Raw genomic sequence first — 25,491 nt, 5'->3', positions numbered from 1 at the left:
ATCTATTCATGGTGCCACAGATTTTCTATCGTCGAGTCTTCCGAAACGAACATGCCGATGCAGGAGCCACGCCGATGACCTCGACCGCAGCCGATTCCGTCCAAGACCCGAGCGCGCCGACCGAGCGCACCCGCGTGCGCCGCGCCGCCTATCGCGGCCACTACGATCGCCCGACGCTCGAGGCGATCCTCGACGATGCGTATGTGTGCCACGTCGCATTCGCCGACGACTCGGGCGTGCGCTGCATTCCGACCGCGTGCTGGCGCGAAGGCGATCATCTGTACATCCACGGCTCGAACGGCAGCCGGATGCTGAAGCTCGCGGCGGCGGGCGCGCAGGTGTGCGTGACCGTCACGCATCTAGACGGCCTCGTGCTCGCGCGCTCGGCGTTCAATCATTCGATGAACTACCGGTCGGCGGTGATCTACGGCGAGTTCGAGGCCGTGCCCGACGCGCAGAAGGCGGCCGTGCTCGACACGTTCGTCGAGCGGATCGCGCCGGGCAGAAGCCGCGACGCGCGGCCGGGCGACGCGAGCGAGCTCGCGGCGACGACGGTGCTGCGCATCGCGCTCGACGAAGCCGCGACGAAGGTCCGCACGGGCGGCCCGAAGGACGACGAAGCGGATCTCGGCCTGCCGGTGTGGGCGGGCGTGCTGCCGATGCGCGACGCGCACTTCGCGCCGATCACGGACGCCGCGCCCGCCGGCGTGCCGGACTACGTGCGGCGCTGGCAGGACGCGGTGCCGCTTCGCGAGACGCGGGACGAGGAGGCGAGGCGGGCCGCGGTGCGTTGAGCGGGCTGCCGCCCGCAGCTCAAGTCGTCTTCAACGCCGGCCGCCGCGCGCCCGCCGCCGGGCGCACGTCGCGCGCGTGCGGTCCGGCGTCGGCCGGCCGCGCGGCGACCGAGAAGCCGATCGTGTTCCAGCCGCCTTCGCACGACACGAACACGGCGCCGCCGTGCATCTCGGCGACCGCCTTCACGATCGACAGCCCGAGCCCGTGATTCTCGTTGCTGTTCGCGCGCGCCTCCTCGATCCGGTAGAAGCGCTCGAACAGATGCGCGCGCGCGATCGCGTCGATCGGCTCGCCCGGATTCGACACCGCGATCTCGACCGTCTCGCCGCGCGGCGCGATCGTCACGCGGATCGCGTTGTCCGGCCGCGTGTGCTGGATCGCGTTGATCAGCAGGTTCGTCATCGCGCGGCCGAACAGCGACGGATCGACGCTCGCGCGCGCGTCGCCCGCGAGTTCCGCGCGCAGTTGCGCGTCGTCGAGCGACATCTCGAGGAACGCGAGCATGCGCGTGACCTCGGCGGCGAGCGACACGTCGGCGAGATCGGTTGCACGCTCGCCGCGGTCGCAGCGCGCGAGGAACAGCATGTCGTTGACGATGATCCGCAGCCGTTCGAACTCCTCGAGATTCGACTCGAGCGTCTCGCGCAGCCGGTCCGCCGAGCGCTCGCGCGCGAGCGCGACCTGCGTCTGGCCGATCAGGATGCTGACGGGCGTGCGCAGCTCGTGCGCGACGTCGGCGTTGAACGCTTCGAGCCGCTCGTGCGCGCGCTCGATCCGCTCGAGCGCGCCGTTGAACGAGCTCGCGAGATCGTGCAGCTCGCGCGGCAGCGCGTCGGTGCGCAGCCGCTGCCGCCGGTTCGCCGGGCCGAGGGAGGCCGCCTCGCGCGACAGCCGCGCGAGCGGCGCGAGCCCGACGCGCGTGACCGCGCGGCTCAGCAGCAGCGTTGCGAGCGTCGCGGCCGAGATCAGCGCGGCGAGCGTCAGCGCGATGTGACGCAGCATCTTCTGCGTGCGCTCGCACGCGGTCGACACGACGAGCGTGAGTGTCGGGCGCTCGCCGCTCGCGGGCAGCACGACGGTCTTCGTCATCACGTCGTACTCGCTGCCGGGCGGGCGCAGCAGCAGGAAGCCGTCGGCCGCGTAGCCGTCGGGCTCGCCCTCGACCGGCTTGCCGAAGCGGAACGCGGGATCGGCGCTGTCGACGTGATAGCGGGTCGAGCCGTCGGGCGGCTCGAGATCGGCGAGCTTGTCCTGCGTGATCCTGAAGCGCGCGGCCGTCGTGCCGTGCGACACGATCATCGCGGCGATCTTCGTGCGCGTGTCGAGCGTCGCGCGCAGCTCGGCGAACAACTGCCGCTCCATCATCGCGAACAGGCCCACGCCGACGAGCGTGAACACGAACAGCGACGCGACGCCGAACAGCACCGACAGCCGTCTCGAAATCGAGCGCGTCATCATCGCTTCGCCTGCCCGTCGTCGTCCGCGCGTTCCTCGAGCACGTAGCCCATCCCGCGGATCGTGTGCAGCAGCTTGTCCGCGAACGGGCCGTCGAGCTTCGCGCGCAGCCGCTTGATCGCGGTTTCGACGACGTTCGCGTTGCTGTCGAAGTTCACGTCCCAGACGAGCTCGGTGATCGTCGTCTTCGACAGCACCTCGCCGCGCCGGCGCGCGAGCACGCCGAGCAACTGGAATTCCTGCGCGGTGAGATCGAGCCGCACGCCGTTGCGCGTCGCGCGGCGGCTGATCAGGTCGACGCGCAGGTCGCCGATCGAGATCAACGTCGATTCCTGCACGCGCGCGCGGCGCGTCAGCGCGCGCAGCCGCTCGACGAGCTCGAGGAACGAGAACGGCTTCGTCAGGTAATCGTCGGCGCCGTCGCGCAGGCCGCGCACGCGATCGTCGACGCGGTCGCGCGCGGTCAGCATGATGACGGGCGTATCCTTGTGCGCGCGCAGCGAGCGCAGCACGCCGAAGCCGTCGAGCTTCGGCAGCATCACGTCGAGGACGACCACGTCGTAGTCGTATTCGACCGCCATCCACGCGCCTTCCTCGCCGTCGGCCGCGGCGTCGACGACCCAGCCTTCGTCGGCGAGGCCGCTCTTCAGGTAATCGACCACTTTCGCTTCGTCTTCGACGATCAGTACTTTCATGTTCTGTCCCGTTGTGCCGGCGCGGCGGGCGGCGCCGCGCCGGCGTTCGCCGTAGATTGTGCACCTGTCGCGGCGGATCGTGCCGGCCGCTGTGCGTCAGCCGTCTCCGCCGCGCTCCATCCGCCGCCGAGCGCCTTCGCGAGATACACGACGAGCGCCGCGCGCTGCCCGCGAATCTGCACCTCCTGCCGCTCGCTCGCGAGCAACTGCTGTTGCGCGCCGATCACGTCGATGTATGCGGTCAGGCCGCCCGCGTAGCGGTCCTGCGCGAGGCCGACGAGCCGCTGCGCGTCGTCGACGGCCGAGCGCGCGCGGCGCTCGGCCTCGTCGAGCACCGACAGCCCCGTGACCGCGTTCTGCACTTCCTCGAACGCGGCGAGCACGGTCTGCCGGTAAGCCGCCTGCGCGGCCGCGTAGCCCGCCTGCGCGTATGCGACGCCCGCCGCGAGCCGGCCGCCCTCGAACAGCGGTTGCGCGAGCGACGCGCCGACCGACCACAGCAGGCTCGGCGCGGCGAAGAGGCTCGCAAAGCGGGTCGCATCCCAGCCGAGCGCCGGCGACAGCGTGATCCGCGGGAAATACGCGGCGCGCGCGACGCCGATCTGCGCGTTCGCCGCCGCCATCGCGCGCTCCGCCGACGCGACGTCCGGCCGGCGCTGCAGCAGGTCGCTTGGCAACCCGGCGGGCAGCGCGGGCGCGGCGAGCGCCTGCACGCGCGGCGCAATCGAGAACGCCGGCGCGGGCGTGCCGACGAGCGTCGCGATCGCGTGCTCGAGCTGCGCGCGCTGGTTCACGAGCAGTTGCGCCTGGGTGCGCGTCGCGTCGAGCTGCGCCTTCTGCTGCATCAGGTTCAGGCCGGACACGGCGCCCAGCTCGTGCTGCGCGGACACGAAGTCGAGCGCCTTGCGCTGCAGCGCGACCGAGCGGCTCAGCACGTCGATCTCCGCGTCGGTCTCGCGCAGCGCGAGGTAGCTCGTCGCAAGGCTCGCCGTCATCACGAGGCGCGCGTTCGCGAGATCGTCGCGCGCCTCGTCGGCCGATGCCTGCGCGGATTCGACCGAACGGCGGAGCCGGCCGAACAGATCGGGTTCGTAGCTGACCGTCGCGCCGATCTGCACGTCGTTCTGCACGGTCGAATGATTCGGCTGCGCGTAGTTCGTGAGCGGCCGGTCGGCCGAGATCCGCGCGCGCGACGCGCCCGCGGTCGCGCCGGCGCTCGGCCACTGCGCGGACGCGACCGACGCGAGCATCGCCTTCGCCTGATCGTAGCGCGCGGCGATCGCCTGCACGCTCTGGTTGCTCGCGAGCGCGCGGGTTTCGAGATCGTCGAGGAGCGGATCGCCGAACGCGCGCCACCAGTCGGGCGCGAGCGACGCGCGCGCGGGGGCGGCCGGCTGCCAGTACGAATCGGCCGGTTCGATTTGCCACGCGGCGGGCGTATCGACGGGCGGGCGACGGTAGTCGGGGCCGACTGCGCAGCCGGCGAGCACGAGCGTCGCGGCGGCGAGCAGCGCGAGCGGGCGCCGCCCGCCGCGCCGGCCGCGCGCGCCGAACGCCATCCGCGCGCTCACGTGCGCGCTCCCGTCGCCGCCTGCGGCGATTTCGGCGCGGCCGGCCCAGCCTTCGGCGGCTGCGCGACGATCACCGCGTCGCCGTTCGCGAGCGAATCGCCCGGATTGAGCACGATCCGGTCGGTCGCCGCGAGGCCGCTGTCGATTTCGAGCGTCTGCCCGAGCGTGCGCGCAATCGTCACGCGATGCAGCCGGATCTGCCCGTTCGCCTCGACCACCGCGACGCTCGGCCCCTCCGCGCGAAACAGCAGCGTGTTCGCCGGAATCGTCAGGTTGCCGGCGGGCGCCATCGGCAGCGTCGCCTTGACGTATGCGCCCGGCATCAGCCGGCCGTCGGCGTTCGGCAGCGTGATCTCGATCTGCAGCGTGCGCGTCGCGACGTCGATCGCCTGCGCGGTGTGCGTGATCGTGCCGTCGAACGTCTGCCCGGCCAGCTCGGGCTGCGCGACGCTCACGTGCTGGCCGGGCTGCACCTGCTGCGCGTACGCCTGCGGCACCTGCACGTACAGCCGCAGCCGGTCCGCCTGCACGACCGTGAAGAGCGCGCGGCCCGTGCCGCTGTTGCCCGCGTTGACGAGATCGCCGACGTCGATGTTGCGTTGCGTGACGATCCCGTCGATCGGCGCGACGATCTTCTGGAACGACTTCAGCTCGGTGAGGCGCCGCACGTTCGCATCGGCGGCGGCGAGGTTCGCGACGCCCTGGCTGTACGCGCCCTGCCGATCGTCGAGCTCCTGCTGCGACACCGCATCGCGCTCGCGCAACTGCCGCGCGCGGTCGAGCGACGTCTTCGCGAGCGCGAGCGTCGATTCGACTTGCTGCCGCTGCGCGACCGCCTGCGCGAGTTCCTGGTCGAGCTCGGGCGTGTCGAGCTCGGCGAGCAACTGGCCCTGCTTCACGCGCGCGCCGATGTCCGCGCGCCAGCGCAGCACGTAGCCGCTCGCGCGCGCGTAGATCGGCGCCTCGACGTAGCCGCGCAGCGTGCCGGGCAGCGTGAGGCGGCTCGCGAGCGTCGCCGGGCTCGGCTGCGCGACGCTCACGTACTGGCGCGCGTTCTGCGCGGCGAGCGCGTCGAGCCGGTTCGCGTTGCGCCAGTCGGCGACGAGCGTGCGGACGCCGCCCGCCGCGAGCAACAGGCCGACCGCGGCGAGCGCCCATTGCGCGCGCTTCCAGACCTGCGCGCGGGCGGGCAGGTCGAGGCCCGATTCGTCTACGTGAATGCCGACGGCGCTGTGATGTTTCTCTTCCATGGGTTCAACCGGTCATCAATTCGGGTCAACGGAGCGGGACGGATCGTCGCCGGCGGCGGCGGCGCGGCGCGCGCGACGCTTCGCGAGCCGCTGGTGGACGCCCGCGAACACGAGCGGCACGAACAGCAGCGTCGAGACCGTCGCGAACGAGAGGCCGCCGATCACCGCGCGGCCGAGCGGCGCGTTCTGCTCGGCGCCCTCGCCCAGGCCGAGCGCCATCGGGATCATGCCGATGATCATCGCGAGCGCGGTCATCAGCACCGGGCGGATGCGCGTCGCGCCCGCCTCGAGCGCGGCCGCGAGCGGCGGCACGCCGGCGTCGAGCCGCTGCCGCGCGAACGCGACGACGAGAATGCTGTTCGCGGTCGCGACGCCGACTGTCATGATCGCGCCCGTGAGCGCCGGCACGGACAGGTGCGTGCCGGTGACGAACAGCATCCATGCGATGCCGGCGAGCGCGGCGGGCATCGCGCTCACGATGATGAGCGGATCGAGCCACGACTGGAAGTTTACGACGATCAGCAGATAGACGAGCACGATCGCCATCGCGACGCCCGCGCCGAGCCCGAGGTACGACGTGCGCATCGTCTCGACCTGGCCGCGCATCGTGATCGTCGTGCCGCGCGGCAGTGTCGCGCGGGCGTCGTCGATCACGCGGCCGATGCCGGTCGCGACCGCGCCGAGGTCGCGGCCCTCGACGCTCACGAGCAGATCGACGACGGGCCGGATGTTGTAGTGCGTGACGACGGCGGGCGACACGCCCGGCGCGATGTCGACGAGATTGCCGAGCAACTGGTACGGCGCGAGCGCGCCGCCGCCCGCCGCGGACACGGGCGTCGCGAGCAGATCGCCGACCGAGCCGACCTGATACTGCGGCGTCTGGATCGTCAGCGGATACTGAACGCCCGTCTTCGGATTCACCCAGAACGACGGCGTCGTCTGCGACGTGCCGGCAAGCGAGATCAGCAGATTCTGCGCGACGTTCTGCGCGGACAGATCGAGCTGCTGCATCCGCGTGCGGTCCATGTCGGCCGTGAGGAGCGGCTCGTCGTCGCGCTGCAGGACGTGCGCGTCGACGGCGCCGGCAATCGTGCGCACGCGCTTCATCAACTGGCTCGCGATCGCCATGTTCGACGCGAGATCGGCGCCTTGCACCTGCACGTCGATCGCGGCGGGCTGCCCGAAGTTCAGGATCTGCGTGACGATGTCCGACGGCTGAAAGAAGAACTCGACGCCCGGAAAGCGCGCGGGCAACAGGCCGCGCAACTGCTCGACGTAGCGCCGCGCGCTCGCGTGCCCTGGCTTGAGCGCGATCAGGATCTCGCCGTCGAGCGTGCCGATCGTGCCCGCGTTGCTGTACGACAGATTGATGCCGCTCACGGGCAGCCCGAGGTTGTCGACGATCGTGCCGAGCTCGGCGGCCGGCACGACTTCGCGGATCGTCTGCTCGACCTCGTCGGCGAGCCGCGCGGTTTCCTCGATCCGGTAGCCGGTCGGCGCGCGCAGGTGCAGCCGGATGTCGCCCGCGTCGACGCTCGGAAAGAAGTCGCGGCCGAGCGCGAACACGAGGCCCGTCGACAGCACGCAGAAACCGAGGAACAGCGACGCGTAGAAGCGCCGGCGCACGAGCAGCACGCTCAGCAGCACGATGTAGCTCGCGCGCAGCCGCTCGAACGCGTGGTCGAACGCGTGATGCAGGCGCGCGAAGCGCGAGCGCCGCGCCGCGTGCGCGGCGTCGTCGGCATCGGCGGCGCTGGCGTCGGCGTCCGGCCGGTGCCTGGCGAACAGCAGCATCGCGAGCGTCGGCACGAGCGTGCGCGACAGCACGTACGACGCGAGCATCGCGAACACGACGGCCTGCGCGAGCGGCACGAACAGATAGCGCGCGACGCCCGTGAGGAAGAACATCGGCACGAACACGATGCAGATGCAGAGCGTCGACACGAGCGCGGGCACCGCGATCTCGCCCGCGCCTTCGAGGATCGCGGTGCGCAGGTCCGAGCCGAGATGCAGATGGCGCTCGACGTTCTCGATCGTCACCGTCGCGTCGTCGACGAGAATCCCGACCGCGAGCGCGAGGCCGCCGAGCGTCATGATGTTGATCGTCTCGCCGAGCGCGGCGAGCGCGAGCAGCGACGTGAAGATGGAGAGGGGAATCGAGATCGCGATGATCAGCGTGCTGCGCCAGTTGCCGAGGAACAGCAGGATCATCAGCGCGGTCAGCGCGGCGGCGATCAGCGCCTCGTGGATCACGCCCTGGATCGCCGCGTCGACGAACACGGATTGATCGAACAGCGGCGTGATCTTCAGGTCCTCGGGCAGCGTGTTCTCGATCGACGGCAGCAGCGATTTCAGCGTGTTGACGACGGCGAGCGTTGACGCGTCGCCGCTCTTGAGCACCGACACCAGCACGCCGCGCTCGCCGTCCTTGCGCACGACGTTCGTCTGCGGCGTGAAGCCGTCGCGCACGTGCGCGACATCGGACAGATAGATCGTCGCGCCGCCCGTCGTCCGCACAGGCAGCCGGTTCAGCTCGGCGATCGTGCCGGGCGACGCGTTCGTGCCGATCCGGTATTCGGTCTGGCCGATCTTCGCGGTGCCGGTGGGCAGCACGAGGTTCTGCGCGTTGACTGCAGCCACGACGTCGGCGGGCGTCATCCCCTTCGCGAGCAGCGCCTGCATGTCGAGATCGACGGAGATCACGCGCGTGCGGCCGCCGTACGGGTACGGCACCTGCGCGCCGGGAATCGTGATCAGTTGCGGGCGCAGGAAGTTCATCGCGACGTCGGCGAGCTGCTGCTCGCTCATCGACCGGCTCGACAGCCCGAGCTGGATCACCGGAATGCTCGACGCCGAGTAGCTGATGATGAGGGGCGGCGTCGCGCCCTGCGGCATCTGCCGCACGATCGCCTGCGCGGAAGACACCGTTTGCGCGATCGCCGTCTGCGTGCTCGCGCCGGGCTGCAGGAAGATCTTGATGATCGCGATGCCGGGGAGCGTCTGCGATTCGATGTGCTGGATGTTGCTGACGGTTGTCGTCAGCGTGCGCTCGTGGACCGACGTGATCCGGTCGGCCATCTCCTGCGCGGACAGGCCGTTGTAATTCCAGATCACGCTGACGACCGGGATGTCGATCGACGGCAGCACGTCGGTCGGCGTGCGCATCAGCGCGAGCGGCGTGGCCAGCAGGATCATGATGGCCATCACGATGAACGTGTACGGGCGCCTGAGCGCGAGATTGACGATCCACATGGAGGGCGGGTGCCTGGACGGGCGGGCGTTGCGTCGGTGGTCGGGATCGCATGATAGAAAAACGCCCCGGACGGGTTGCTGACGCGAAGATGGCGGAATTGTCAGGAAGGGTTCGTCGGACGAATCGGAAGAATCTGGGGAATCGGGCGGGGCGAGTGCGACGGGTAGCGCGTCGCGACGAGCGGGCGACGGAAAGCCCGGACGGAAAGCTTGGGCAGGAGCTTGAGCTGAGCGCCAGGACGGAGAGCCTGGCGGACGGGGAAACGCCGCGAACGGGCGGCCGCCATCCTGTCCGTCAGATCTGCTCCATCCCGAACGCCGCGAGCCTCGGCAGGTCGAGCACCTCGATCTGGTTGTACGCGACGCGCAGCGCGCCGAGCCGCTCGAGGTGCTGGAGCGCCTGATTGATCCGCTGCCGCGACACGCCGACGAGCATGCCGAGCTCCTCCTGAGAGATCGCGAGCGTCGCGCCGGTGTCCGGGTACAGCGCCGGATTGAAGAGCTGCGCGAGCGACTGCGCGACGCGCGCGTTGACGTCGAGCAGCCGGCTGTTCTGGATCGACGCGATGAATTCCCCCATCCGGTTGTTCAACTGGCGGATCACGAAGCCCGTGAACGGCAGGCTGCTGTCGAGGAGCGCGTGGAATGTCGCGGTCGGCACGAACAGCACGAGCGAGCGCTGGATCGCGATCACGTCGTACTTGCGCAGCTCGCGCTTGATCACGCTGCCTTCGCCGAACCAGCCGCCCGACGGCACGCCGGAGAACGTGCAGCCGCGCCCGGGCACGTTGTAGATCGCGAGCTTCACGAGCCCGCGATGCACGCCGATCCAGTATTCGGTGGGCGCCTGCCGGCGCGCGACCCAATCGCCCGCGTCGCGGTATTCGGCGTGCGACTGCGCGACGACGAGCGCCTGATGCGCGGGCGCGAGCGCGCTGAACCAGCCGCAGTGGGAGAAGAGCGCGCGACGCTCGCCGGCGTCGGCTGCCGCGGCCGGCGCTTGCGCGGACACTTTGGCGGGCGCTTCGGCAGCTTCGGCAGCTTCGGCGGTCTCGCCGGCGAGCGGCGGCGAGCGGTGCGGAGCTTGGACGTCGTCTGGCATCACACAGGGTTTGCGAGGATAGGGAATACGCGCGGTCGCCGCCGCCGAGTCTGTCGCCTGAGTGACAGACGGCTCACAATGGCCGCGAGTAGGCTTGTCCAATTGGACCACAAACCAACGATGCCGAGGCGCACGCCTTGCAGGAGACGACATCATGACGCAGAAGTTCGAGGAGGGGCTCGGCAAGCGCGAGGCCAATTACGTGCCGCTCACGCCGATCGATTTCATCGCGCGCGCGGCCGAGGTGTACGGCGAGCGCCTCGCCGTCGTGCACGGCGACATCCGCCGCACGTGGAGCGAAACCTACGCGCGCGCGCGGCGGCTCGCGAGCGCGCTCGAGCGCGCGGGCGTTGGCCGCGGCGACACGGTCGCCGCGCTGCTGCCGAACATCCCGCAGATGATCGAGGCGCACTTCGGCGTGCCGATGGCGGGCGCCGTCCTCAACGCGCTGAACACGCGGCTCGACATCGCTTCGATGCTGTTCATGCTGCGTCACGGCGAGGCGAAGGTGCTGATCGTCGATACCGAGTACGCGGAGTTCGCGCACCGCGCGGCGCTCGAAGTGCCGGGGCTCACGATCGTCAGCGTCGCCGACGCGATGCCCGCCGATCCCGCGCGCTTTCCCGCCGCGATCGACTACGAGGCGTTCCTCGCGGGCGGCGATCCCGCTTGCACGTGGACGCCGCCGTCCGACGAATGGGAGGCGATCGCGCTGAACTACACGTCGGGGACGACGGGCGATCCGAAGGGCGTCGTCTACCATCATCGCGGCGCGTACCTCGCCGCGATCAGCAACATCCTCGAATGGGACATGCCGAAGCACGCGGTCTACCTGTGGACGCTGCCGATGTTCCACTGCAACGGCTGGTGCTTCCCGTGGGCGGTCGCGGCGCGCGCGGGCGTGAACGTGTGCCTGCGCAAGTTCGACGCGAAGCTCGTGCTCGATCTGATCCGGCGCGAGCGCGTCACGCACTACAGCGGCGCGCCGATCGTGCAGAGCGCGATCGCGAACGCGCCGGCCGAATGGCGCGCGGGGATCGCGCACGAGGTGCACGCATTCGTCGCCGGCGCGGCGCCCGCGCCGGCCGTGATCGCGAAGATGAAGGAGATCGGCTTCGACCTCACGCACGTCTACGGGCTCACCGAGGTGTACGGCCCGGCCACCGTCTGCGCGAAGCAGGCGCATTGGGCGTCGCTGCCCGACGACGAGCTCGCGCAACTGAACGCGCGGCAGGGCGTGCGCTACCACCTGCAGGCGGGCGCGACCGTGCTCGATCCGGACACGATGGCGCCCGTGCCGGCGGACGGCGAGACGCTCGGCGAGATCATGTTCCGCGGCAACATCTGCATGAAGGGCTACCTGAAGAACCCGCACGCGACCGACGAGGCGTTCGCGGGCGGCTGGTTCCACACGGGCGACCTCGGCGTGCTGACGCCCGACGGCTACATCCGGATCAAGGATCGCCGCAAGGACATCATCATCTCGGGCGGCGAGAACATTTCGAGCATCGAGGTCGAGGACGCGCTGTACCGGCATCCGGCCGTCGCGGTCGCGGCGGTCGTCGCGCTGCCGGACCCGAAGTGGGGCGAGGTGCCGTGCGCGTTCGTCGAGCTGCGCGAAGGGATGACCGCGACCGAGGAGGAGATCATCGCGCACTGCCGGCTGCTGCTCGCCGCGTACAAGATCCCGAGGACGGTGCGGTTCGGCGAGCTGCCGAAGACGTCCACCGGGAAGATCCAGAAATTCCAGTTGCGCGCGCAGGTCGGCTCGAGCTCGGCGATCGATCTGGTGGCGGCGGCCGCGAAGAAAGGGTAGGCGCACGACGTTCGCCGCTTTCGCCTCGCTGTCACCCCGTTGTCAAAGTCGCCAATATCGTCTGACGATATTGGCGATGTGATGACTGACGAACGACGGGGGATGACCCATGACACATCTGAAACACCTGAAACCTGCGCGTGCCGGGCGGCACGTACTCGCTCGCGGCCGGCAATCCGCTGCCGCTGTCGTGCGGCGTCGATCTCGCGATCGCGCGATGCTTCACATGCGTGGCGACGCATCCCGGCGCGTTCAGCACCGTGACCGGCTATTCGTACCGCGATCCGGCCGATCCGCGCATCGGGTACGAGGCGCGCGACCGGTTCGGCATGGTCAACGTCCCGCCTTGAAGCGCGGCGGGCGGCGCGCAGCGGCCGTGAGCAGGCTGCCGCGCCGCTGCGCACGCGCGTATTGGGCGTATTGGTTCAACGCGCGCCGAGCGCGCCCTCATCCGCCGCGAGCTTGAACACGCTGACCGCGTGCGCGAGCTGCGCGGCTTCGTCGCGCAGCTCGGCGGCCGCGCGCTCGGCGTCGGCGATCAGCGTCGCGTTCTGCTGCGTCGCCGCGCCGATCTGCGTGACGGCGAGATTCACCTGTTCGATCCCGCTCGACTGCTCGCGCGACGCCGCGCTGATCTCGGCGATGATCGCGCGCACCTGGTCGACGCGCGCGACGATGTCCTGCATCGCCGCGCGCGCGTCCTCGGCAATCCGGAAGCCGTGCTCGGCCGTCGTCGCCGATTCGCCGACGAGCGCGTCGATCTCCTTCGCCGCCGACGCGCTGCGCTGCGCGAGCGCGCGCACCTCGGACGCGACGACCGCGAAGCCCTTGCCGTGCTCGCCCGCGCGCGCCGCCTCGACAGCCGCGTTCAGCGCGAGGATGTTGGTCTGGAACGCGATGCCCTCGATCACGCCGGTGATCTCGGCGATCCTGCGCGCGACGCCCTGGATGTCGCCCATCGTCGCGACGACGCGCTGCACGGCCGCGCCGCCCGTCGTCGCGGCGCTCGACGCGCCGGTGGCGAGTTCGTTCGCCTGCGCCGCGTGATCGGCGTTCTGCTGAACGGCCGCGGTGATCTGCTCCATGCTCGCCGCGGTCTGCTCGACGCTGCTCGCCTGCGTCGCGATCCGCGCGGCCATGTCGCTGCTGCCGGCCGCGATCGTCACGGTGCCGTGCGCGATGTCGGCCGCGCCGCGCCGCACCTGCGCGACGATGCGCGCGAGGCCGTCGCCGATGCCGTCCACCGCGCGCACGAGCCGGCCGATCTCGTCGCCTCGGCCGCCCGCATGCGGCCGCGCCTCGTCATCGTGCGCATCGTGCGCGCCAGACGTGGCGATCCGCACGCTGAGGTCGCCTGCGGCGAAGCGCTCGGACGCGTGCGCCGCCGCATCGAGCGGCCGGCTGACGACGCGCTTGACGACCGCGACGAACAGCGCCGCGAACGCGAGCACGAACGCGCAGCCGATCGCCGCGAAGCGGTTGCGGGTCGCGCGTGTGTCGGCCATCACTTCGTCGTCGATCGCGATGCCGCCGACGAGCCATTGCCACTGCGGAACCGTCACGAACGACACGAACTTCGCGCGCGGGCCGCCGTCGCCGGCCGCAGTGTCGGTCGACGTGTACGCGAGTTGGCCGTTCTTCGCCGCGAGCATGCGCGCGTACGGCGCGGCCGCGTCGTCGGCGCGCTGGCCCGCGCGCTCTGGATGGACGAGCAGGGTGCCGCGCGCGGGGCCGTCCGACGCGTCGAGCACGAAGTAGTAGCCGTGCTCGCCGATCTTCAACTGGCGGATGCCAGTCTCGACGAGCCGCATTTCCGCGCCGACGTCGATGCCGACGAACAGCGCGCCGACGATCGCGCCGCTCGCGTCGGCGATCGGCTTGTATTGGGTGATGTAACGTTTGCCGAACAGCGTCGCGAGACCTGTGTAGGTCCGGCCGGCAACGAGCGGCGCGTACGCGGGGCCCTTGCGGTCGAGCAGCGTGCCGATCGCGCGGCTGCCGTCCTGCTTCTTCAGCGACGTCGTCACGCGGACGAAGTCGTCGCCGCGGCGCGCGAAGATTGTCGCGATCGCGCCGCTCTTCTGCAGGAACTGGTCGGGAATCGAGAAATCGAGGTTCAGCGTCTGGCCGCCCGCCGTGAGCGCGGGCGCCGCGACGCCCGCGACGTCGATCGTGCGCGCGGGATCGAGCGCGTAGCCGGCGGGCAGGAAGCTCGCGAAGAGCGTCATCGCGCGGCTCGCCTCGGCGGTCAGCGCTTCGTCGAAGAGCGCGATCATCGCGGCGATCGAGCGATCCTTCTCGTCGATCCGTGCATGGACCTGATCGGCGATCTGGCCGGCGGCGGCGTGGGTCAGCGCCCAGACGAACGCGGCGAACAGGAGGGCGAAGAGCGCGCTCGACAGCGCCGCGAGGCGTGCGCCGACGCTCGCGCGCCGCAGGAAAGGCACGTGCATGAATGACTCCGGAGTGCGTGACGGGTACGTTGGCGGAACGCACGCGTCACCGCTCTCTGATGGCGTGGTTGTCGGCACGCGCGGGCGAATCTTTAGGATTTTGTAAGGGGTGGGCGCGTGGGTCGGGAGCACGAAGCGGGCGGGGCGTGCGTTGCGATCGGGCCGTCGCCCGTTCGCGGCGCGCCGACTGTGGGCGGCGGCCTTGAAAGCGCCGCGGGCCGCGGGGCCGTGTCGAAGCGGTCTGGAGCGGGTCTAGAGCGGTTTATCGCGGTCTATGGTGGCACGCGTTGCAATCGATACGTCATCCATTGTCTAGGGCTGAAAAATCGGCGGCTGGGCCGTCTGCTGCTGAGTCAGCTCCGGTTGAGCGACCGGTGTGGGTTGCATCGCCTGCGGCGGCGCGCCCGGCGCTTGCATCGCCTGCGGCCGGACCGTCCGCTGCTGCGCGGCCGCCGCGCCCGTCGATTCGACCCAGCCGCCGCCGAGCGCCTTGTACAGCGTCACGCGGCTCGTCAGCCCGGCAAGCTCGTAGGTGACGAGCAGTTGCTGCGCGGCGAACAACTGGCGCTGCGTGTCGAACACGCCGAAGTAGTCGTCGACGCCGTTGCGAAAGCGCATTTCGGCAAGCCGCTTCGTTTCGGTCAGGTCGTGGATCATCGCCTCCTGCGCCTTCGCCTCCCGCTCGTAGGTCGCGCGCGCGGCCAGGTTGTCGGCGACTTCGCGGAACGCGTCCTGGATCGTGCGCTCGTAGCCGGCGACATTGATGTCGCGGCGCACCGTCGCGAGATCGAGATTCGCCCGATTGCTGCCCGCGTTGAAGATCGGCAGCGTGAGCTGCGGCACGAACAGCCACGCGACGCCGCCGGAGAACAGCCCCGCGAGGCTCGCGCTCGCCACCCCGAGCGCGCCCGTGAGCGTGATCCTCGGGAAGAACGCCGCGCGCGCCGCGCCGATGTTCGCGTTCGCGGCGATGAGCCGGTGCTCGGCGGCCATGATGTCGGGGCGGCGCTCGAGCAGCGTCGACGGCAGGCCCGCCGGAAACTCCGCGAGCAGCGTCCGGCCGTCGAGCGGCGCCGCGCGCGACACGCCGTCCGGCAGCGGCCCGCCGATCAGCACGGCGAGCGCGTTCTCGTCCTGCGCGACCTGCCGCGTGTATTGCTCGACGGCCACGCGCGCGGTCTGCACCTGCGTGTCCGCGCGATGCTCGTCGAGTTGCGCCATCGCGCCCGCCTGCTTGCCGCGATGGATCATGTCGGCGGCGTCCTGCTGGCTCTTGAGCGTGTCCTGTGCGAGCGCGAGCAGCGCGCGGTCGGCGAGCAGCGTCAGGTAGGTGTTCGCGACTTCGGCGACGAGGCTGATGTGCACGCTGCGCCGCGCCTCCTCGGTGGCCAGGTATTGCTCCTGCGCGGCGTGGCTCAGGCTGCGCACGCGGCCGAACAGGTCGAGCTCGAAATTGGTGAGGCCGATGTTCGCGTTGTAGCTGTTGATCGTCGCGGATTGACCCGGCGCGCGCAGCGCGGGGCTCATGCGCTGGCTCGTGAACCCGATGCCCGCGTCGATCGCCGGAAACTGCGCGGCGCGCTGGATCCGGTACAGCGCGCGCGCTTCGTCGATGTCGAGCGTCGCGACGCGCAGGTCGCGGTTGTTCGCGAGCGCGAGCGCGACGAGCTGCTGCAATTGCGCATCGGCGAGGAAATTCCGCCAGCCGAGGTCGGGCGCCACCGGCTCGCTCGGGGCCGTGCGCTGCGCGTCCGATGTCGAATAGGCGGGACCGTTCGGATACGCGGACGGAATCGGCGCATCGGGCCGGTGATAGGCGGGCTCCATCGAGCAGCCGGCGATGCCGAGCGCGAGCGCGATCGGCAGCGCGCGCTTCGGGGATGGAAGAAACGGGGAACTAGGCATGGTCGAGGGCTCCTCGCGTCAGGACGGTTGGCAGGCGGCGAGCGCGGCGCTAACCCGACAGCGCACGCTGCATCAGGCGCGAGATCGCGAGCCGGGGCTGGCCGCGAGTCGCGATGTTGTGAGGCGGATCGCCGAACAGCAGCCGGATCAGGCCGTGCCGCGCCGCGGTGTCCGCGTGCAGCGCGACGCCGAGCAGCGCGCCGTCGCGGCGGACGATGCGGCATGGGACCCAGCCGGTCGGCGCGAGCCACAGCGCGCCTGGCGCATGCAGCGGCAGCGACGCGGCCTGCGGCGTCGTCACGGCGGCGCCGTTGCACGACAGATCGCGTGTCGCGACCGCGTACTCGCGATCGCCGACGCGCAGCCGCGCCTGCGCGCGATACGGGAAGCGCTCCTCCTTGCGCGGCCGCGGCAGCTCGATGCATACGAGCAGCGACGCGAGATAGAGCGCGAGCGAGATCGCGGTCCACGCCGCGTTGAACGCGAGCCCCGGCGCGTCGGGGTCGCTCAGCAGCGCGCGCCCGAGCCCGAGCGCGGACAGCGCGAGCAGGCTCGCGTAGAACGCGGCGAACCGGCCGTGGACGATCAGCTTCGAGCGGTCGAGCCCCTTGTTCGTCACCTTGAACGGACGGCCGAACGGCCGCACGATCGCGCTCGCGAGCGACAGGCTGACGGCGAGCGCGCAGACGATCTGCGTGACCTCGGTGAACACGGGCAGCGCGCGCCGCCCGGTGATCCACATGCTGTAGCCCCAGTAGCCGGTCAGCGCGGGCAGGCCGTAGGCGAGAAACTGCAGCGGCTCGCCGTACAGCGTGGGGATGTCGAAGTACCAGTACAGCAGCGGCCCGAGCAGCAGCATCAGCGTGAACGGGCGGCTCAGCCAGTGCAGCATGCCGTGCACGTAGTGCAGCCGCTGCGCGAACGTGTAGCCGCGGCCGCGCAGCGGCCCGTCCGGCGTCAGCGCGACCTGGATCGTGCCGAGCGCCCAGCGGCTGCGCTGGCTGATGTACTCCGGCAGCCCCTCGGCCGACAGGCCGACCGACAGCCGCTCGTTGAGCCAGCGCGTCACGTAGCCGTGCCGCATCAGCCGATAGGTCAGGTGGATGTCCTCGGTGACCGTGCCCGTCGGAAAGCCGCCGATGCGCTCGACGAGATCGCGCCGCACGACGAACGACGTGCCGATGCAGAACGCCGTGCCCCACGCGTCCTTCGCGGGCTGCATCACGTCGAAGAACGCGCGCTGCTCGTCGACCCAGCATTCGGTCGAGCGCAGGTTGTACTGCACGGGATCGGCGTTGTAGTAGAACTGCGGGGTCTGCACGACGCCGACCGCCGGATCGGCGAAGAGCCCGACCGTGCGCAGCAGGATCTTCCGGTGCGGCGCGAAATCGGCGTCGAGCACCATGATGTACGGCGCGCCGCCGCCTTCGCTTCGCGCGCTGCGGCGCAGGCCGTTGTTGAGATTGCCGGCCTTCGCATGCGCGTTGTCCGCGCGCGTCGCGTAGTGCGCGCCCACCTGTTCGCAGAACGCCCTGAGCCAGTCGCGGCGCGTGTCGTCGAGCACCCACACGCGAAAATCCGGGTAGTCGATCGCGAGCGCGGCGACGATGGTCTTCTCCAGGATGTCGAGCCCCTCGTTGTACGTCGCGATGAAGATGTCGACGCGCGGCGCCGCGGCCGCGCGCCGCAGCGCGGCTTCGCCGGCGTCGGCCTGCGGCGTGCGGTCGGTCGTGCGGGTGAGCACGGCAACGGAGATCAGCGTGTACGCGAGCGCCATGCATTCGAAGCCGAAGAATACGTGCGCCCATGCGCTCGGAAAATCCATGCGCGGCTCGGGCAGCGTCTGCGTCGCGCGCCACGCCAGATAGACGAGCAGCAGCACGGCGGTCACGCCGCCGAACACGATCCGGTCGGCCGCGCGTTCGCGCCTGCCGACGCGCGTGAGCAGCAGCACGACGAGCAGCACGCCGCCGTTGATGTCGATGAGCGACCGGTTGGCGAGAAAGAAGTCGAACATCGTCACTCCCCGGAGGTATGGGCGGCGTCGCCCGGGCAGCCGGCGGCGAGGCAGCCGCCGGGGCGAAACGGATTCCAGCCCGCCGCCGCGAGCACGGCCCACGCGGTCGCGCCCAGGTGCGGAAGATGGAAGTAGTAGAAATCGTCGGTCCTGGACGTCGGCCCGATCGGCAGGCCGGTGCGGATGCGCGGCTCGGGCGTCGCATACAGCAAGCCGGACGGCGCGCGCTGCGACATCAGCAGCGCCCACAGCGGCTGCGCGTCGTCCGCCCGGCCGGCCGCCTGCAGCGTGAGCGCGGCCTGTGCGGTGCCTTCGGTCCAGACGCCGTCCGGATGCGCGTTGAAGCCGTAGCCGCCGTCGACGCGATGCGCGCGCTCGACCCACGCGAGCGAGCGGCGCCAGTCGGCCGGCGCGTCGGGCATCGCGAGCAGCGGCCACAGCGACGCGTCGAGCGCGGACGGCCCGACATTCGGGCTGTGCCCGTTGTCGCGCGTGCCGATCAGGAAGCGGCCGTCGCCCGCGTCCCACATCGCCGACACGAAGCTGCGCGCGCGCTCGGCGGCCGCGCGCCAGCGGGCGTCGCCCGTGCGCGCCGCGAGCCAATGGAAGACGGCGTACGCATCGACGTTGTGCTCGGTGGATTTCCAGCCCTGGCGGATCGGCTGCGGCTCGTGCCCGAACTCGCCGCCGACGTAGCCCGCCGGCGCCGTCGCGTCGAGCCGGCCCGGATCGACCCAGCTCATCAGCGCGGCGGCGCCGTCGAGGTAGCGCCTGTCGTGCGTCGCTTCGTGCACGGCGAGCAGCGACAGCGCGGCCCATGCGACGTTGCCGGTCGCGGTGCCCGCCTGATACGCATCCTCGAACCATCGCCTGCTCGGCGCGTCCCACCAGCCGGGCAGCGGCGCCGGCCCCGGCGGCAGCGCGCCGGCGCGGTACGCGTTGCGCACGCGCGCGTCGTGGTAGTGGCGGTCCTGCCTGCTCGCCTGCAGGATCGCATCGGCGATGCGGCGCGCATCGTCGGTGCGGTGACAGGCGACGAGCGCGACGCTCGCGAGCGCGTTGTCGTAGACGAATGCGGCCTGCGTCAGCGCGCCCGCGAGCGCCGCGCCGCCGGGCGCCTGCTCGTAGCTGCCGAGCAGGACCGGCCCCGAGCCGGGCACCGCGTCGACGCGCTCGGCGAGCGTCCTGCATCCGGCCGCGAGCAACGCCTCGCGCGGCGGCGGGCTCTGCTCGCCGGCGGCGCAGTGCGTCACGAAGATCAGCGAGGCCACCGACCCGATCGCGAGCGATGCCGCCCGGCGCAGGCGGCGCATGACGTGAAGTCTCGTCGGCATGGTTGTCGCGCGGGCGCTCAGGCCGCCGCGCTCAGATCGTCGAGCCAGCGCCGGCCGACGCTCGCCAGTTCGTCCAGCCAGCGTTTGCCGTTCGTGGCCAGTGCGCCCAGCCAGCGCCGGCCGTTCGCGGCCAGCTCGCCGAGCCAGCGCCGGCCTTGCGCGCCGGCCTTGCCGAGCCATTGCCTGCCGCGCTCGGTCGCCGAATGCCAGCCGGCGGCCCAGTTCGGATCGACGTGCGCGAGACCGGACACGTTGCTCGCGAGCCAGCCTCGATCGAGGCTCACTCTCGCCCAGCGGCCCATCGCGCAGCGCTCGCCCGGATCGGCGCTCGCGCGGCGCGGCAGCGACGACAGCGGTTCGTCGAGCTTCGCGATCACGTAGATCTCGTTCTTCTCGATCGGCGGGAAGGGCACGAAGTAGCGCGCCTGCTCGCCTTCGGACGCGCGCGGCAGCACCTCGGCGATCGACGCGGGCAGCACCGACGGCACGCCGTCCATCCGCACGTTCAGATGCGTGCCGGGCAGCAGGTCGTCGCTCAGGCTGCGCGGAAACACGGCGACGACGCGCGATCGCGCGCAGTTGCTCGCGCGGATCAGCGTCGCGCCCGCGGCGACGCGCGAGCCGGGCGGCGCGAGCACGTCCTCGACGACGCCCGGCTCGCCCGAGCGGATCTCGATGTGGCTCAGCCTGTCGAGCCGTTGCTGCTCGGCGGCGATCAGCTTGTCGACCGACTGGGCGTACGCGTCGAACTGCGTGATCTCCGCCCTGCGCTGCACGATGTCCGCGCCGAGCAGCCGGCCGCGCTGCGACAGCGATGCGGCCGGCCCGTCGGTCGCGGATGCGTAGACCTTGCTGCGCGACGCATCGCCGTTCGCGATCGCGTGCTCGAGCTCGGCGGCCGCGGCCGCTTTCGCGTTCGACAGGATCGACAGTTGGTAGCGCGACGCGCTCGTGTACGCCTCGCTGACGGCGCCCGCCCACTGCATCGCCTGATTGCGGTTGACGACGTCTTCCTGCTGGTCCACCTGCGCCCGCGCGACGGCGAGCCGCGCTTCGAGCGCGCGGATGTTCGCCGCGTGCTCCTTCTGCGCGACGGACTGATAGCGCAGCAGGTCGTGCTGGGTCGACGCGAGCTGGCTCTCGTCGCCCGCGAGCTCGGCGCGCGCCGCGTCCTCGCGCTGCTGGTTGTCGAGCTTCTTGCCCGTCAGGTCGATCAGCAGCGCGCGATCGATGTTCGGGTTCTGCACGGTCATCAGCGGCTGGTTCGCGTCGAACGGCTTGCCCGCCGCGACGTGCTGCTCGGTCACGACGCCTTCGACCGGCGACGTGACGAGCGTCACTTCGTTGTTGACGACCGCGCGTTCGGACGAGCGCGTGAAGACGTTCGGAAACATGATGGTCAGCACCATCCAGATGACGAAGAACACGACGCCGTAGCCGGCGGCGCGCGGCGCGAGCGTCCAGAACGGACGCAGCGTGCGGCGGCTGCGCGCCACCGGTTCGTCGTGCGTGACGAGTGAGGAGGCGCGCGCTTCGGTCGGGCGATTCTCCCGTGGCTGGTCGGACATGTTGCCCTCCTGCATGGCAAAAGTGCGAACGATGAGACAAAGGACGCGCGCGCACGGGCTGCTCGGAGCCGGCGTGCCGTCGATGACGGCAAGCCGGCCTCCTTGCGTGCGTGCATCGGCGCGCAGATACGGGTTTTCTTGGTCTGTTGGCTGCCTGCAGCGCGCCGCGTCCGGGCATTCGTCGAAGCGACGCACTGCGTGAACGGGCCGTGGTTGACGGCCCGGGATCAACCCCGTGACCGTGGCGCGCTCGCGCGCCACGGACTTGAATTGCATGGAAGACTCGAGCGGCCTGCGCAGGCGAGTGCGGCCAAGGCGCTGCGAGTCGATTCAGGCTAGTGAAATCGCCGGGGCGCTACTGTAAGAATGTGTAAAAGGTGATTTCACTAGGACCCCAAAGGATCATCTTTATGTGGCCGCCGAATTCGATCGGCCCGCGATTCGATCGATTTCGTTGGGCAAAGCGTGGTGCGCGCCACTTGCCGCAAAGAATGCGCGCCGGTTGCCGGCAGGCATTGCGCGGTTCGGCGCATCGGCCGTCGTGCAGTCTTCGTGCACGGATTCCCGCCGCGGATTTGCGCCGCGGACAGGCCGCAACGAGCGCGATGTTTCAGTGGCGATACATATCCCCATGTCCCGACGGCCAACGCGCGTGTTACGTAACGTCGATGAATCATTTCGACGACGAATTCGCGCGCGGAACGGATGCACGCACCCGCACGCGCGGCCGGCGATGCGGCCGCGTTGCGTTCCGGCAACGCGGGGACGCGGCCGAACGGCCGTTGGCGGAAGGTTCCGCGCGGCATCGCGATGCGCTGGCACGGTTTCTGCGTGACATCGGGGACGAGGACCGCGCCGGACGATCGGCGCGGATACAGTGAAACTTGTCGGGCGCGCCCATCGGGTTCGCTCGCTCAATTGCCGCACGGAGCAACACATGGACACGCTCCCGAACCAGTCCGACGCGCAATTCCAGGCTTTCCTGGCGAAGCTGCTCGAGCAGCCGCAGCCCGCCGCATGGAGCGAAAAGCAGCAGATCGAACTCGACATGGCGCGCGAGCTGGCCGTCGAGATGCTGCAGCTCGCCGAACGCATGAACGCGACCCACGCCGCCGATCTCGAAAATTGCCTCGTGCTGCTCAGGCATGCGAAGGTGCTCGACTTCATCCTGTCGTCGCTCGCCGCGCGCCGCGACATTCATCCGCGCACGCTCCGCACGATCTTCAAGCTCGCGAAGCTCAAGATCCACGATTCGTATCCGGAGTGAGCCGGATACGAGCCTCGACGCACGCAGCCGACGCGGCGCCCCGGACCGCGCACGACGTTCGACGCGCACTTTCGACAGGGGCTCGAGCGAGCGTCGTCGCTCGTCGCCGCGCAGCCTTTCGCCATGCTGCCGTTTTGCGAGGAATTTCTCGAGCTCGCAGGCCCGGCGTTCGACGGCAAGCTGATCGCGGCGCGCGCCCCGCGTGCGCCGGGGGCGGCGGGTGGCCTGCGTCGGCCTTGCGCCGGCGTCGCATCGGGCGGGCGGCGTCGGGGCAGTGGCGGCGGCGCGTTAGCGCACGTGCGCGGCACAATGAAGCCAGGGCGGTGTGTTAGTATCGCGGCCGTGCATGGCGGTGCATTCGCGGCCATCGATCATCGATGACATCCTCCGCGGCGAATGCGCGCATTCCGAACGAACATCGAAAACGGCCGAAAAAGTTGGGCGGTCCGACGATAATCCTCGTCGAATACCTGAGAGTCCGCATTTGCAGCCGGAGAACTACATGACGAACGTAACGTATCTCGACTTCGAAAAGGCGATCGGCGAGCTGGATGCGAAGATCGACGCGCTACGTTGTTCCGAGGACGAATCGGCGATCGATCTTTCCGAGGAAATCAACCGGTTGTCCGCGCGCAGCGAGAAGCTGACGAAGGAACTGTACGAGCGGCTCACGCCGTGGCAAATCGTCCAGGTGGCGCGGCATCCGGCGCGGCCTTATACGCTCGATTACGTCAATTTCATATTCACGGATTTTCACGAGCTGCATGGCGATCGCTGCTATGCGGACGATCAGTCGATCGTCGGCGGGCTCGCACGCTTCAACGACCGGCCGTGCGTCGTGGTGGGCCACCAGAAGGGGCGCAACACGAAGGAGCGCGCGATGCGCAATTTCGGCTATCCGCGGCCCGAGGGATACCGAAAGGCGCTGCGGCTTTTCAGGCTCGCCGAGAAATTCGGGCTGCCGATCTTCACGTTCATCGACACGCCGGGCGCGTGGCCCGGGATCGACGCCGAAGAGCACAACCAGTCCGAGGCAATCGGCCGCAACCTGATGGAAATGTCGAGCCTTCAGACGCCGGTCATCACGACGGTGATCGGCGAGGGCGGCTCGGGCGGCGCGCTCGCGATCGGCGTCGGCGACGTGTCGATCATGCTCCAGTTCGCGACTTACTCCGTCATCTCGCCCGAAAGCTGCTCGTCGATTCTCTGGAAGAACCCAGGCTACGCGGAGCAGGCGGCCAACGCGCTGGGCCTGACCGCGCACCGCCTCAAGGCGCTGGGGTTGATCGACAAGATCGCGAACGAGCCGGTCGGCGGCGCGCATCGCGACCCGCAGCAAATGGCGCTGATGCTCAAGCGCGTCCTGCAGGAAAGCCTGCGCAACGTCGAATCGCTCGACTCGAAGCAGCTTGTCGCTCGCCGTCACGAGCGGCTCATGCACTACGGCAAGTTCCGCGAAACGGCGGCATGAACGCATCCGGCCGCGCCGTCGGGCGCCGTGCGCGATAGGCGGCCGGCCGAACATGCGTGTGTTCTCCATATCGGATCTGCACGTCGAGTATCCGGAAAACGCCAGATGGCTGGACGCGCTGCCGCGATACGAGCACACGCGCGATGTCCTCATTCTGGCGGGTGACGTCGCCACCGATCTCGCTCATGTCGCACGCGTCTTCGACGCGTTCTCCGCGCGGTTCGAGGCGGTCGTCTTCGTGCCGGGCAATCACGACTTATGGCTCGGGCCGCGCGACACGGCCGCGACGTCGATCGACAAGTGGCGTGCGTTGCGCGAGCTCGCGCAACGCACGGGCGTGCGCGTCGAGCCGTTCCATGCGCACGGCGTCTGCGTCGTGCCGCTCCTCGCGTGGTACGACTACAGCTTCGGCGCGCCTTCCGACGGCCTGCTGCAAGTGTGGGGCGACTATCGCCGCTGCGTGTGGCCGCAGGACATGACGCCCGCGGACGTCGCGCGATATCTGGAGGAGTGCAATCGCCCCTATTTGGGTATCCGAAACGATATCGTGATCTCGTGCTCGCACTTTCTGCCGCGCGCCGACCTGATGCCGTCGATGGCGCCGGCGTGGGTCAAGGCGCTTGCGCCCGTCATGGGATCGTGGCGGATCGACCGGCAGATCCGCGCACTGGGATCGGCCATTCACGTGTTCGGCCACAGCCATCTGAATCAGGCGCGCACCATCGACGGCGTGCGATACGTCAACAGCGCGCTCGGCACGCCGTCCGAAGCGCACATCTCCCGCAGGCGGCTGTCGCTGATCTGGTCCGATTGACGCGTGGGAAACGGGCGCCGGCATAATGCGCTTGCAGGCGACACAGATCGCGCGCTTGATGTGTGCGATGCGATTGCCGATGCGTGCCCGAGGCCGACCCGCCCTCCGCCGGCTCAGCGCGTCACGAACGGCGGCGCGGCGTCCGGCGCGCCGCGCGCGAACCGGCGTTCGCGCAGCAGCGCGACGCGGCAGTTCTCGCGCGCCGTTTCGTTGCCGGCGTCGTCGAGCAGCACGAGATCGCCGCGCATCACGTTGAACGTGACGACCGCGCCCGTGTCCGACGCGATCGCCTCCGGCGTGTGATGCGAGCCCGCCGGCTCCAGCACCGTGCTGCCCGGCCGCGCGACCCAGTCGTATTCGCGGTAGCGCCACTCACCCTGCAGCGTGTACACGAACACCGCGCCGTCGTGCCGGTGCCGCGGCAGCGCGAGCCCGACCGGCATCTTCAGCAGCACGGTCATCTCGTCGGCAGCGACGTTGATGTGCAGGTACTTGATCGCGAGCCCGGGCAGGCTCGCGTCCATCGGCAGCCAGGGGCGATCGTCGTCCTGCAGGCATGGGATCGGCGGCAGGAACGCGGCGGGGGCGGGCGGCAACGGTGAATTCATGGCAGGGCGCGGCGCCTCGACGGCGCGCAAGGACGCGGGAAACCGCGATTATCGCAGAGCGGGCGGCGGCGGACGGCTCGCGCGCATGGTGCGCCGGGCCGGTCAAGATCGCCGCCCG

The 25,491-nt window shown here is 70.2% G+C and carries 19 protein-coding genes; 7 read left to right on the top strand and 12 right to left on the bottom strand.

What is annotated here, in order from left to right; genetic code table 11:
- Positions 1 to 74 precede the first annotated feature (74 nt).
- Entirely contained in the window at positions 75 to 794 is a 720-nt protein-coding gene (locus AQ610_RS27085; RefSeq protein WP_009914643.1) for a pyridoxamine 5'-phosphate oxidase family protein, read from the top strand.
- A 19-nt stretch (positions 795 to 813) separates the two neighbouring features.
- Here AQ610_RS27085 and AQ610_RS27080 read toward each other — a convergent pair whose 3' ends face one another.
- From AQ610_RS27080 to AQ610_RS27055, 6 genes are all read right to left on the bottom strand, one after another.
- Complete coding sequence (locus AQ610_RS27080) at positions 814 to 2,250, bottom strand: heavy metal sensor histidine kinase (RefSeq protein WP_043282799.1); 1,437 nt, start codon at positions 2,248 to 2,250, stop codon at positions 814 to 816.
- Positions 2,250 to 2,945, bottom strand: coding sequence for a heavy metal response regulator transcription factor (locus AQ610_RS27075; RefSeq protein ID WP_006027601.1), 696 nt, complete (start codon positions 2,943 to 2,945; stop codon positions 2,250 to 2,252). The genes AQ610_RS27080 and AQ610_RS27075 overlap by 1 nt, the downstream gene beginning before the upstream one ends.
- Positions 2,942 to 4,504, bottom strand: a complete 1,563-nt coding sequence (locus tag AQ610_RS27070; RefSeq protein WP_006027600.1) for an efflux transporter outer membrane subunit — start codon at positions 4,502 to 4,504, stop codon at positions 2,942 to 2,944. Before AQ610_RS27070 ends, AQ610_RS27075 begins: the two co-directional genes overlap by 4 nt.
- A gap of 8 nt (positions 4,505 to 4,512) precedes the next feature.
- Positions 4,513 to 5,766 carry an efflux RND transporter periplasmic adaptor subunit gene (locus AQ610_RS27065; protein ID WP_006027599.1) on the bottom strand — a complete coding sequence of 418 codons (1,254 nt, stop codon included), beginning with the start codon at positions 5,764 to 5,766 and terminating at the stop codon, positions 4,513 to 4,515.
- A 15-nt stretch (positions 5,767 to 5,781) separates the two neighbouring features.
- Positions 5,782 to 9,018 (bottom strand): efflux RND transporter permease subunit, encoded by a 3,237-nt coding sequence (locus tag AQ610_RS27060; protein ID WP_006027598.1) that lies wholly within the window; start codon positions 9,016 to 9,018, stop codon positions 5,782 to 5,784.
- Between the two features lie 295 nt (positions 9,019 to 9,313).
- The gene (locus tag AQ610_RS27055; protein ID WP_231748998.1) at positions 9,314 to 10,120 is read right to left on the bottom strand and encodes a Crp/Fnr family transcriptional regulator; all 807 of its coding nucleotides are present in this window, start codon (positions 10,118 to 10,120) and stop codon (positions 9,314 to 9,316) included.
- A 154-nt stretch (positions 10,121 to 10,274) separates the two neighbouring features.
- Between AQ610_RS27055 and AQ610_RS27050 the strand changes: the two genes are divergently transcribed.
- Complete coding sequence (locus tag AQ610_RS27050; protein ID WP_006027596.1) at positions 10,275 to 11,936, top strand: acyl-CoA synthetase; 1,662 nt, start codon at positions 10,275 to 10,277, stop codon at positions 11,934 to 11,936.
- A 140-nt stretch (positions 11,937 to 12,076) separates the two neighbouring features.
- Positions 12,077 to 12,286 carry a hypothetical protein gene (locus tag AQ610_RS27045; protein ID WP_009914649.1) on the top strand — a complete coding sequence of 70 codons (210 nt, stop codon included), beginning with the start codon at positions 12,077 to 12,079 and terminating at the stop codon, positions 12,284 to 12,286.
- A gap of 75 nt (positions 12,287 to 12,361) precedes the next feature.
- On the opposite strand, the gene AQ610_RS27040 is transcribed toward AQ610_RS27045, so the two are convergent.
- The 5 genes from AQ610_RS27040 to AQ610_RS27020 all read right to left on the bottom strand — a co-directional run bounded on the left by AQ610_RS27040 (position 12,362) and on the right by AQ610_RS27020 (position 21,228).
- Positions 12,362 to 14,389 (bottom strand): methyl-accepting chemotaxis protein, encoded by a 2,028-nt coding sequence (locus AQ610_RS27040; protein ID WP_006027595.1) that lies wholly within the window; start codon positions 14,387 to 14,389, stop codon positions 12,362 to 12,364.
- A gap of 312 nt (positions 14,390 to 14,701) precedes the next feature.
- The gene (locus AQ610_RS27035; RefSeq protein ID WP_006027594.1) at positions 14,702 to 16,294 is read right to left on the bottom strand and encodes an efflux transporter outer membrane subunit; all 1,593 of its coding nucleotides are present in this window, start codon (positions 16,292 to 16,294) and stop codon (positions 14,702 to 14,704) included.
- Positions 16,295 to 16,343: 49 nt separating this feature from the next.
- Positions 16,344 to 18,311 carry a glycosyltransferase family 2 protein gene (locus AQ610_RS27030; protein ID WP_043282798.1) on the bottom strand — a complete coding sequence of 656 codons (1,968 nt, stop codon included), beginning with the start codon at positions 18,309 to 18,311 and terminating at the stop codon, positions 16,344 to 16,346.
- Between the two features lie 2 nt (positions 18,312 to 18,313).
- Entirely contained in the window at positions 18,314 to 19,645 is a 1,332-nt protein-coding gene (locus AQ610_RS27025; RefSeq protein WP_043282797.1) for a hypothetical protein, read from the bottom strand.
- A gap of 17 nt (positions 19,646 to 19,662) precedes the next feature.
- Positions 19,663 to 21,228 carry an HlyD family secretion protein gene (locus tag AQ610_RS27020; RefSeq protein ID WP_009914658.1) on the bottom strand — a complete coding sequence of 522 codons (1,566 nt, stop codon included), beginning with the start codon at positions 21,226 to 21,228 and terminating at the stop codon, positions 19,663 to 19,665.
- A gap of 653 nt (positions 21,229 to 21,881) precedes the next feature.
- Between AQ610_RS27020 and AQ610_RS27015 the strand changes: the two genes are divergently transcribed.
- From AQ610_RS27015 to AQ610_RS27000, 4 genes are all read left to right on the top strand, one after another.
- Entirely contained in the window at positions 21,882 to 22,094 is a 213-nt protein-coding gene (locus AQ610_RS27015; protein WP_009914659.1) for a hypothetical protein, read from the top strand.
- Positions 22,095 to 22,150: 56 nt separating this feature from the next.
- Positions 22,151 to 22,480, top strand: a complete 330-nt coding sequence (locus tag AQ610_RS27010) for a hypothetical protein (protein WP_006027590.1) — start codon at positions 22,151 to 22,153, stop codon at positions 22,478 to 22,480.
- Between the two features lie 502 nt (positions 22,481 to 22,982).
- Complete coding sequence (locus AQ610_RS27005; RefSeq protein ID WP_009914660.1) at positions 22,983 to 23,951, top strand: acetyl-CoA carboxylase carboxyltransferase subunit alpha; 969 nt, start codon at positions 22,983 to 22,985, stop codon at positions 23,949 to 23,951.
- Between the two features lie 52 nt (positions 23,952 to 24,003).
- The gene (locus AQ610_RS27000) at positions 24,004 to 24,765 is read left to right on the top strand and encodes a metallophosphoesterase family protein (RefSeq protein WP_006027588.1); all 762 of its coding nucleotides are present in this window, start codon (positions 24,004 to 24,006) and stop codon (positions 24,763 to 24,765) included.
- Between the two features lie 113 nt (positions 24,766 to 24,878).
- Here AQ610_RS27000 and AQ610_RS26995 read toward each other — a convergent pair whose 3' ends face one another.
- Positions 24,879 to 25,373 (bottom strand): 2,4'-dihydroxyacetophenone dioxygenase family protein, encoded by a 495-nt coding sequence (locus AQ610_RS26995; protein WP_006027587.1) that lies wholly within the window; start codon positions 25,371 to 25,373, stop codon positions 24,879 to 24,881.
- Positions 25,374 to 25,491 lie beyond the last annotated feature (118 nt).

The organism is Burkholderia humptydooensis, assembly GCF_001513745.1.
GTDB classification, from domain to species: Bacteria; Pseudomonadota; Gammaproteobacteria; order Burkholderiales; family Burkholderiaceae; genus Burkholderia; species Burkholderia humptydooensis.
Note: the sequence above shows the minus strand (reverse complement) of the source record. Positions and strands in the feature narration are given on the sequence as shown.

What these genes read in the sequence shown, in the direction of transcription:
- AQ610_RS27015 (WP_009914659.1), top strand. Translation starts at nt 21,882, where the DNA reads ATGAATCATTTCGACGACGAATTCGCGCGCGGAACGGATGCACGCACC.
- AQ610_RS27005 (WP_009914660.1), top strand. Translation starts at nt 22,983, where the DNA reads ATGACGAACGTAACGTATCTCGACTTCGAAAAGGCGATCGGCGAGCTG.
- AQ610_RS27065 (WP_006027599.1), bottom strand. Translation starts at nt 5,766, where the DNA reads ATGGAAGAGAAACATCACAGCGCCGTCGGCATTCACGTAGACGAATCG.
- AQ610_RS27055 (WP_231748998.1), bottom strand. Translation starts at nt 10,120, where the DNA reads ATGCCAGACGACGTCCAAGCTCCGCACCGCTCGCCGCCGCTCGCCGGC.
- AQ610_RS27060 (WP_006027598.1), bottom strand. Translation starts at nt 9,018, where the DNA reads ATGTGGATCGTCAATCTCGCGCTCAGGCGCCCGTACACGTTCATCGTG.
- AQ610_RS26995 (WP_006027587.1), bottom strand. Translation starts at nt 25,373, where the DNA reads ATGAATTCACCGTTGCCGCCCGCCCCCGCCGCGTTCCTGCCGCCGATC.
- AQ610_RS27010 (WP_006027590.1), top strand. Translation starts at nt 22,151, where the DNA reads ATGGACACGCTCCCGAACCAGTCCGACGCGCAATTCCAGGCTTTCCTG.
- AQ610_RS27075 (WP_006027601.1), bottom strand. Translation starts at nt 2,945, where the DNA reads ATGAAAGTACTGATCGTCGAAGACGAAGCGAAAGTGGTCGATTACCTG.
- AQ610_RS27070 (WP_006027600.1), bottom strand. Translation starts at nt 4,504, where the DNA reads ATGGCGTTCGGCGCGCGCGGCCGGCGCGGCGGGCGGCGCCCGCTCGCG.
- AQ610_RS27025 (WP_043282797.1), bottom strand. Translation starts at nt 19,645, where the DNA reads ATGCCGACGAGACTTCACGTCATGCGCCGCCTGCGCCGGGCGGCATCG.
- AQ610_RS27000 (WP_006027588.1), top strand. Translation starts at nt 24,004, where the DNA reads ATGCGTGTGTTCTCCATATCGGATCTGCACGTCGAGTATCCGGAAAAC.
- AQ610_RS27035 (WP_006027594.1), bottom strand. Translation starts at nt 16,294, where the DNA reads ATGCCTAGTTCCCCGTTTCTTCCATCCCCGAAGCGCGCGCTGCCGATC.
- AQ610_RS27020 (WP_009914658.1), bottom strand. Translation starts at nt 21,228, where the DNA reads ATGCAGGAGGGCAACATGTCCGACCAGCCACGGGAGAATCGCCCGACC.
- AQ610_RS27040 (WP_006027595.1), bottom strand. Translation starts at nt 14,389, where the DNA reads ATGCACGTGCCTTTCCTGCGGCGCGCGAGCGTCGGCGCACGCCTCGCG.
- AQ610_RS27085 (WP_009914643.1), top strand. Translation starts at nt 75, where the DNA reads ATGACCTCGACCGCAGCCGATTCCGTCCAAGACCCGAGCGCGCCGACC.
- AQ610_RS27080 (WP_043282799.1), bottom strand. Translation starts at nt 2,250, where the DNA reads ATGACGCGCTCGATTTCGAGACGGCTGTCGGTGCTGTTCGGCGTCGCG.
- AQ610_RS27050 (WP_006027596.1), top strand. Translation starts at nt 10,275, where the DNA reads ATGACGCAGAAGTTCGAGGAGGGGCTCGGCAAGCGCGAGGCCAATTAC.
- AQ610_RS27030 (WP_043282798.1), bottom strand. Translation starts at nt 18,311, where the DNA reads ATGTTCGACTTCTTTCTCGCCAACCGGTCGCTCATCGACATCAACGGC.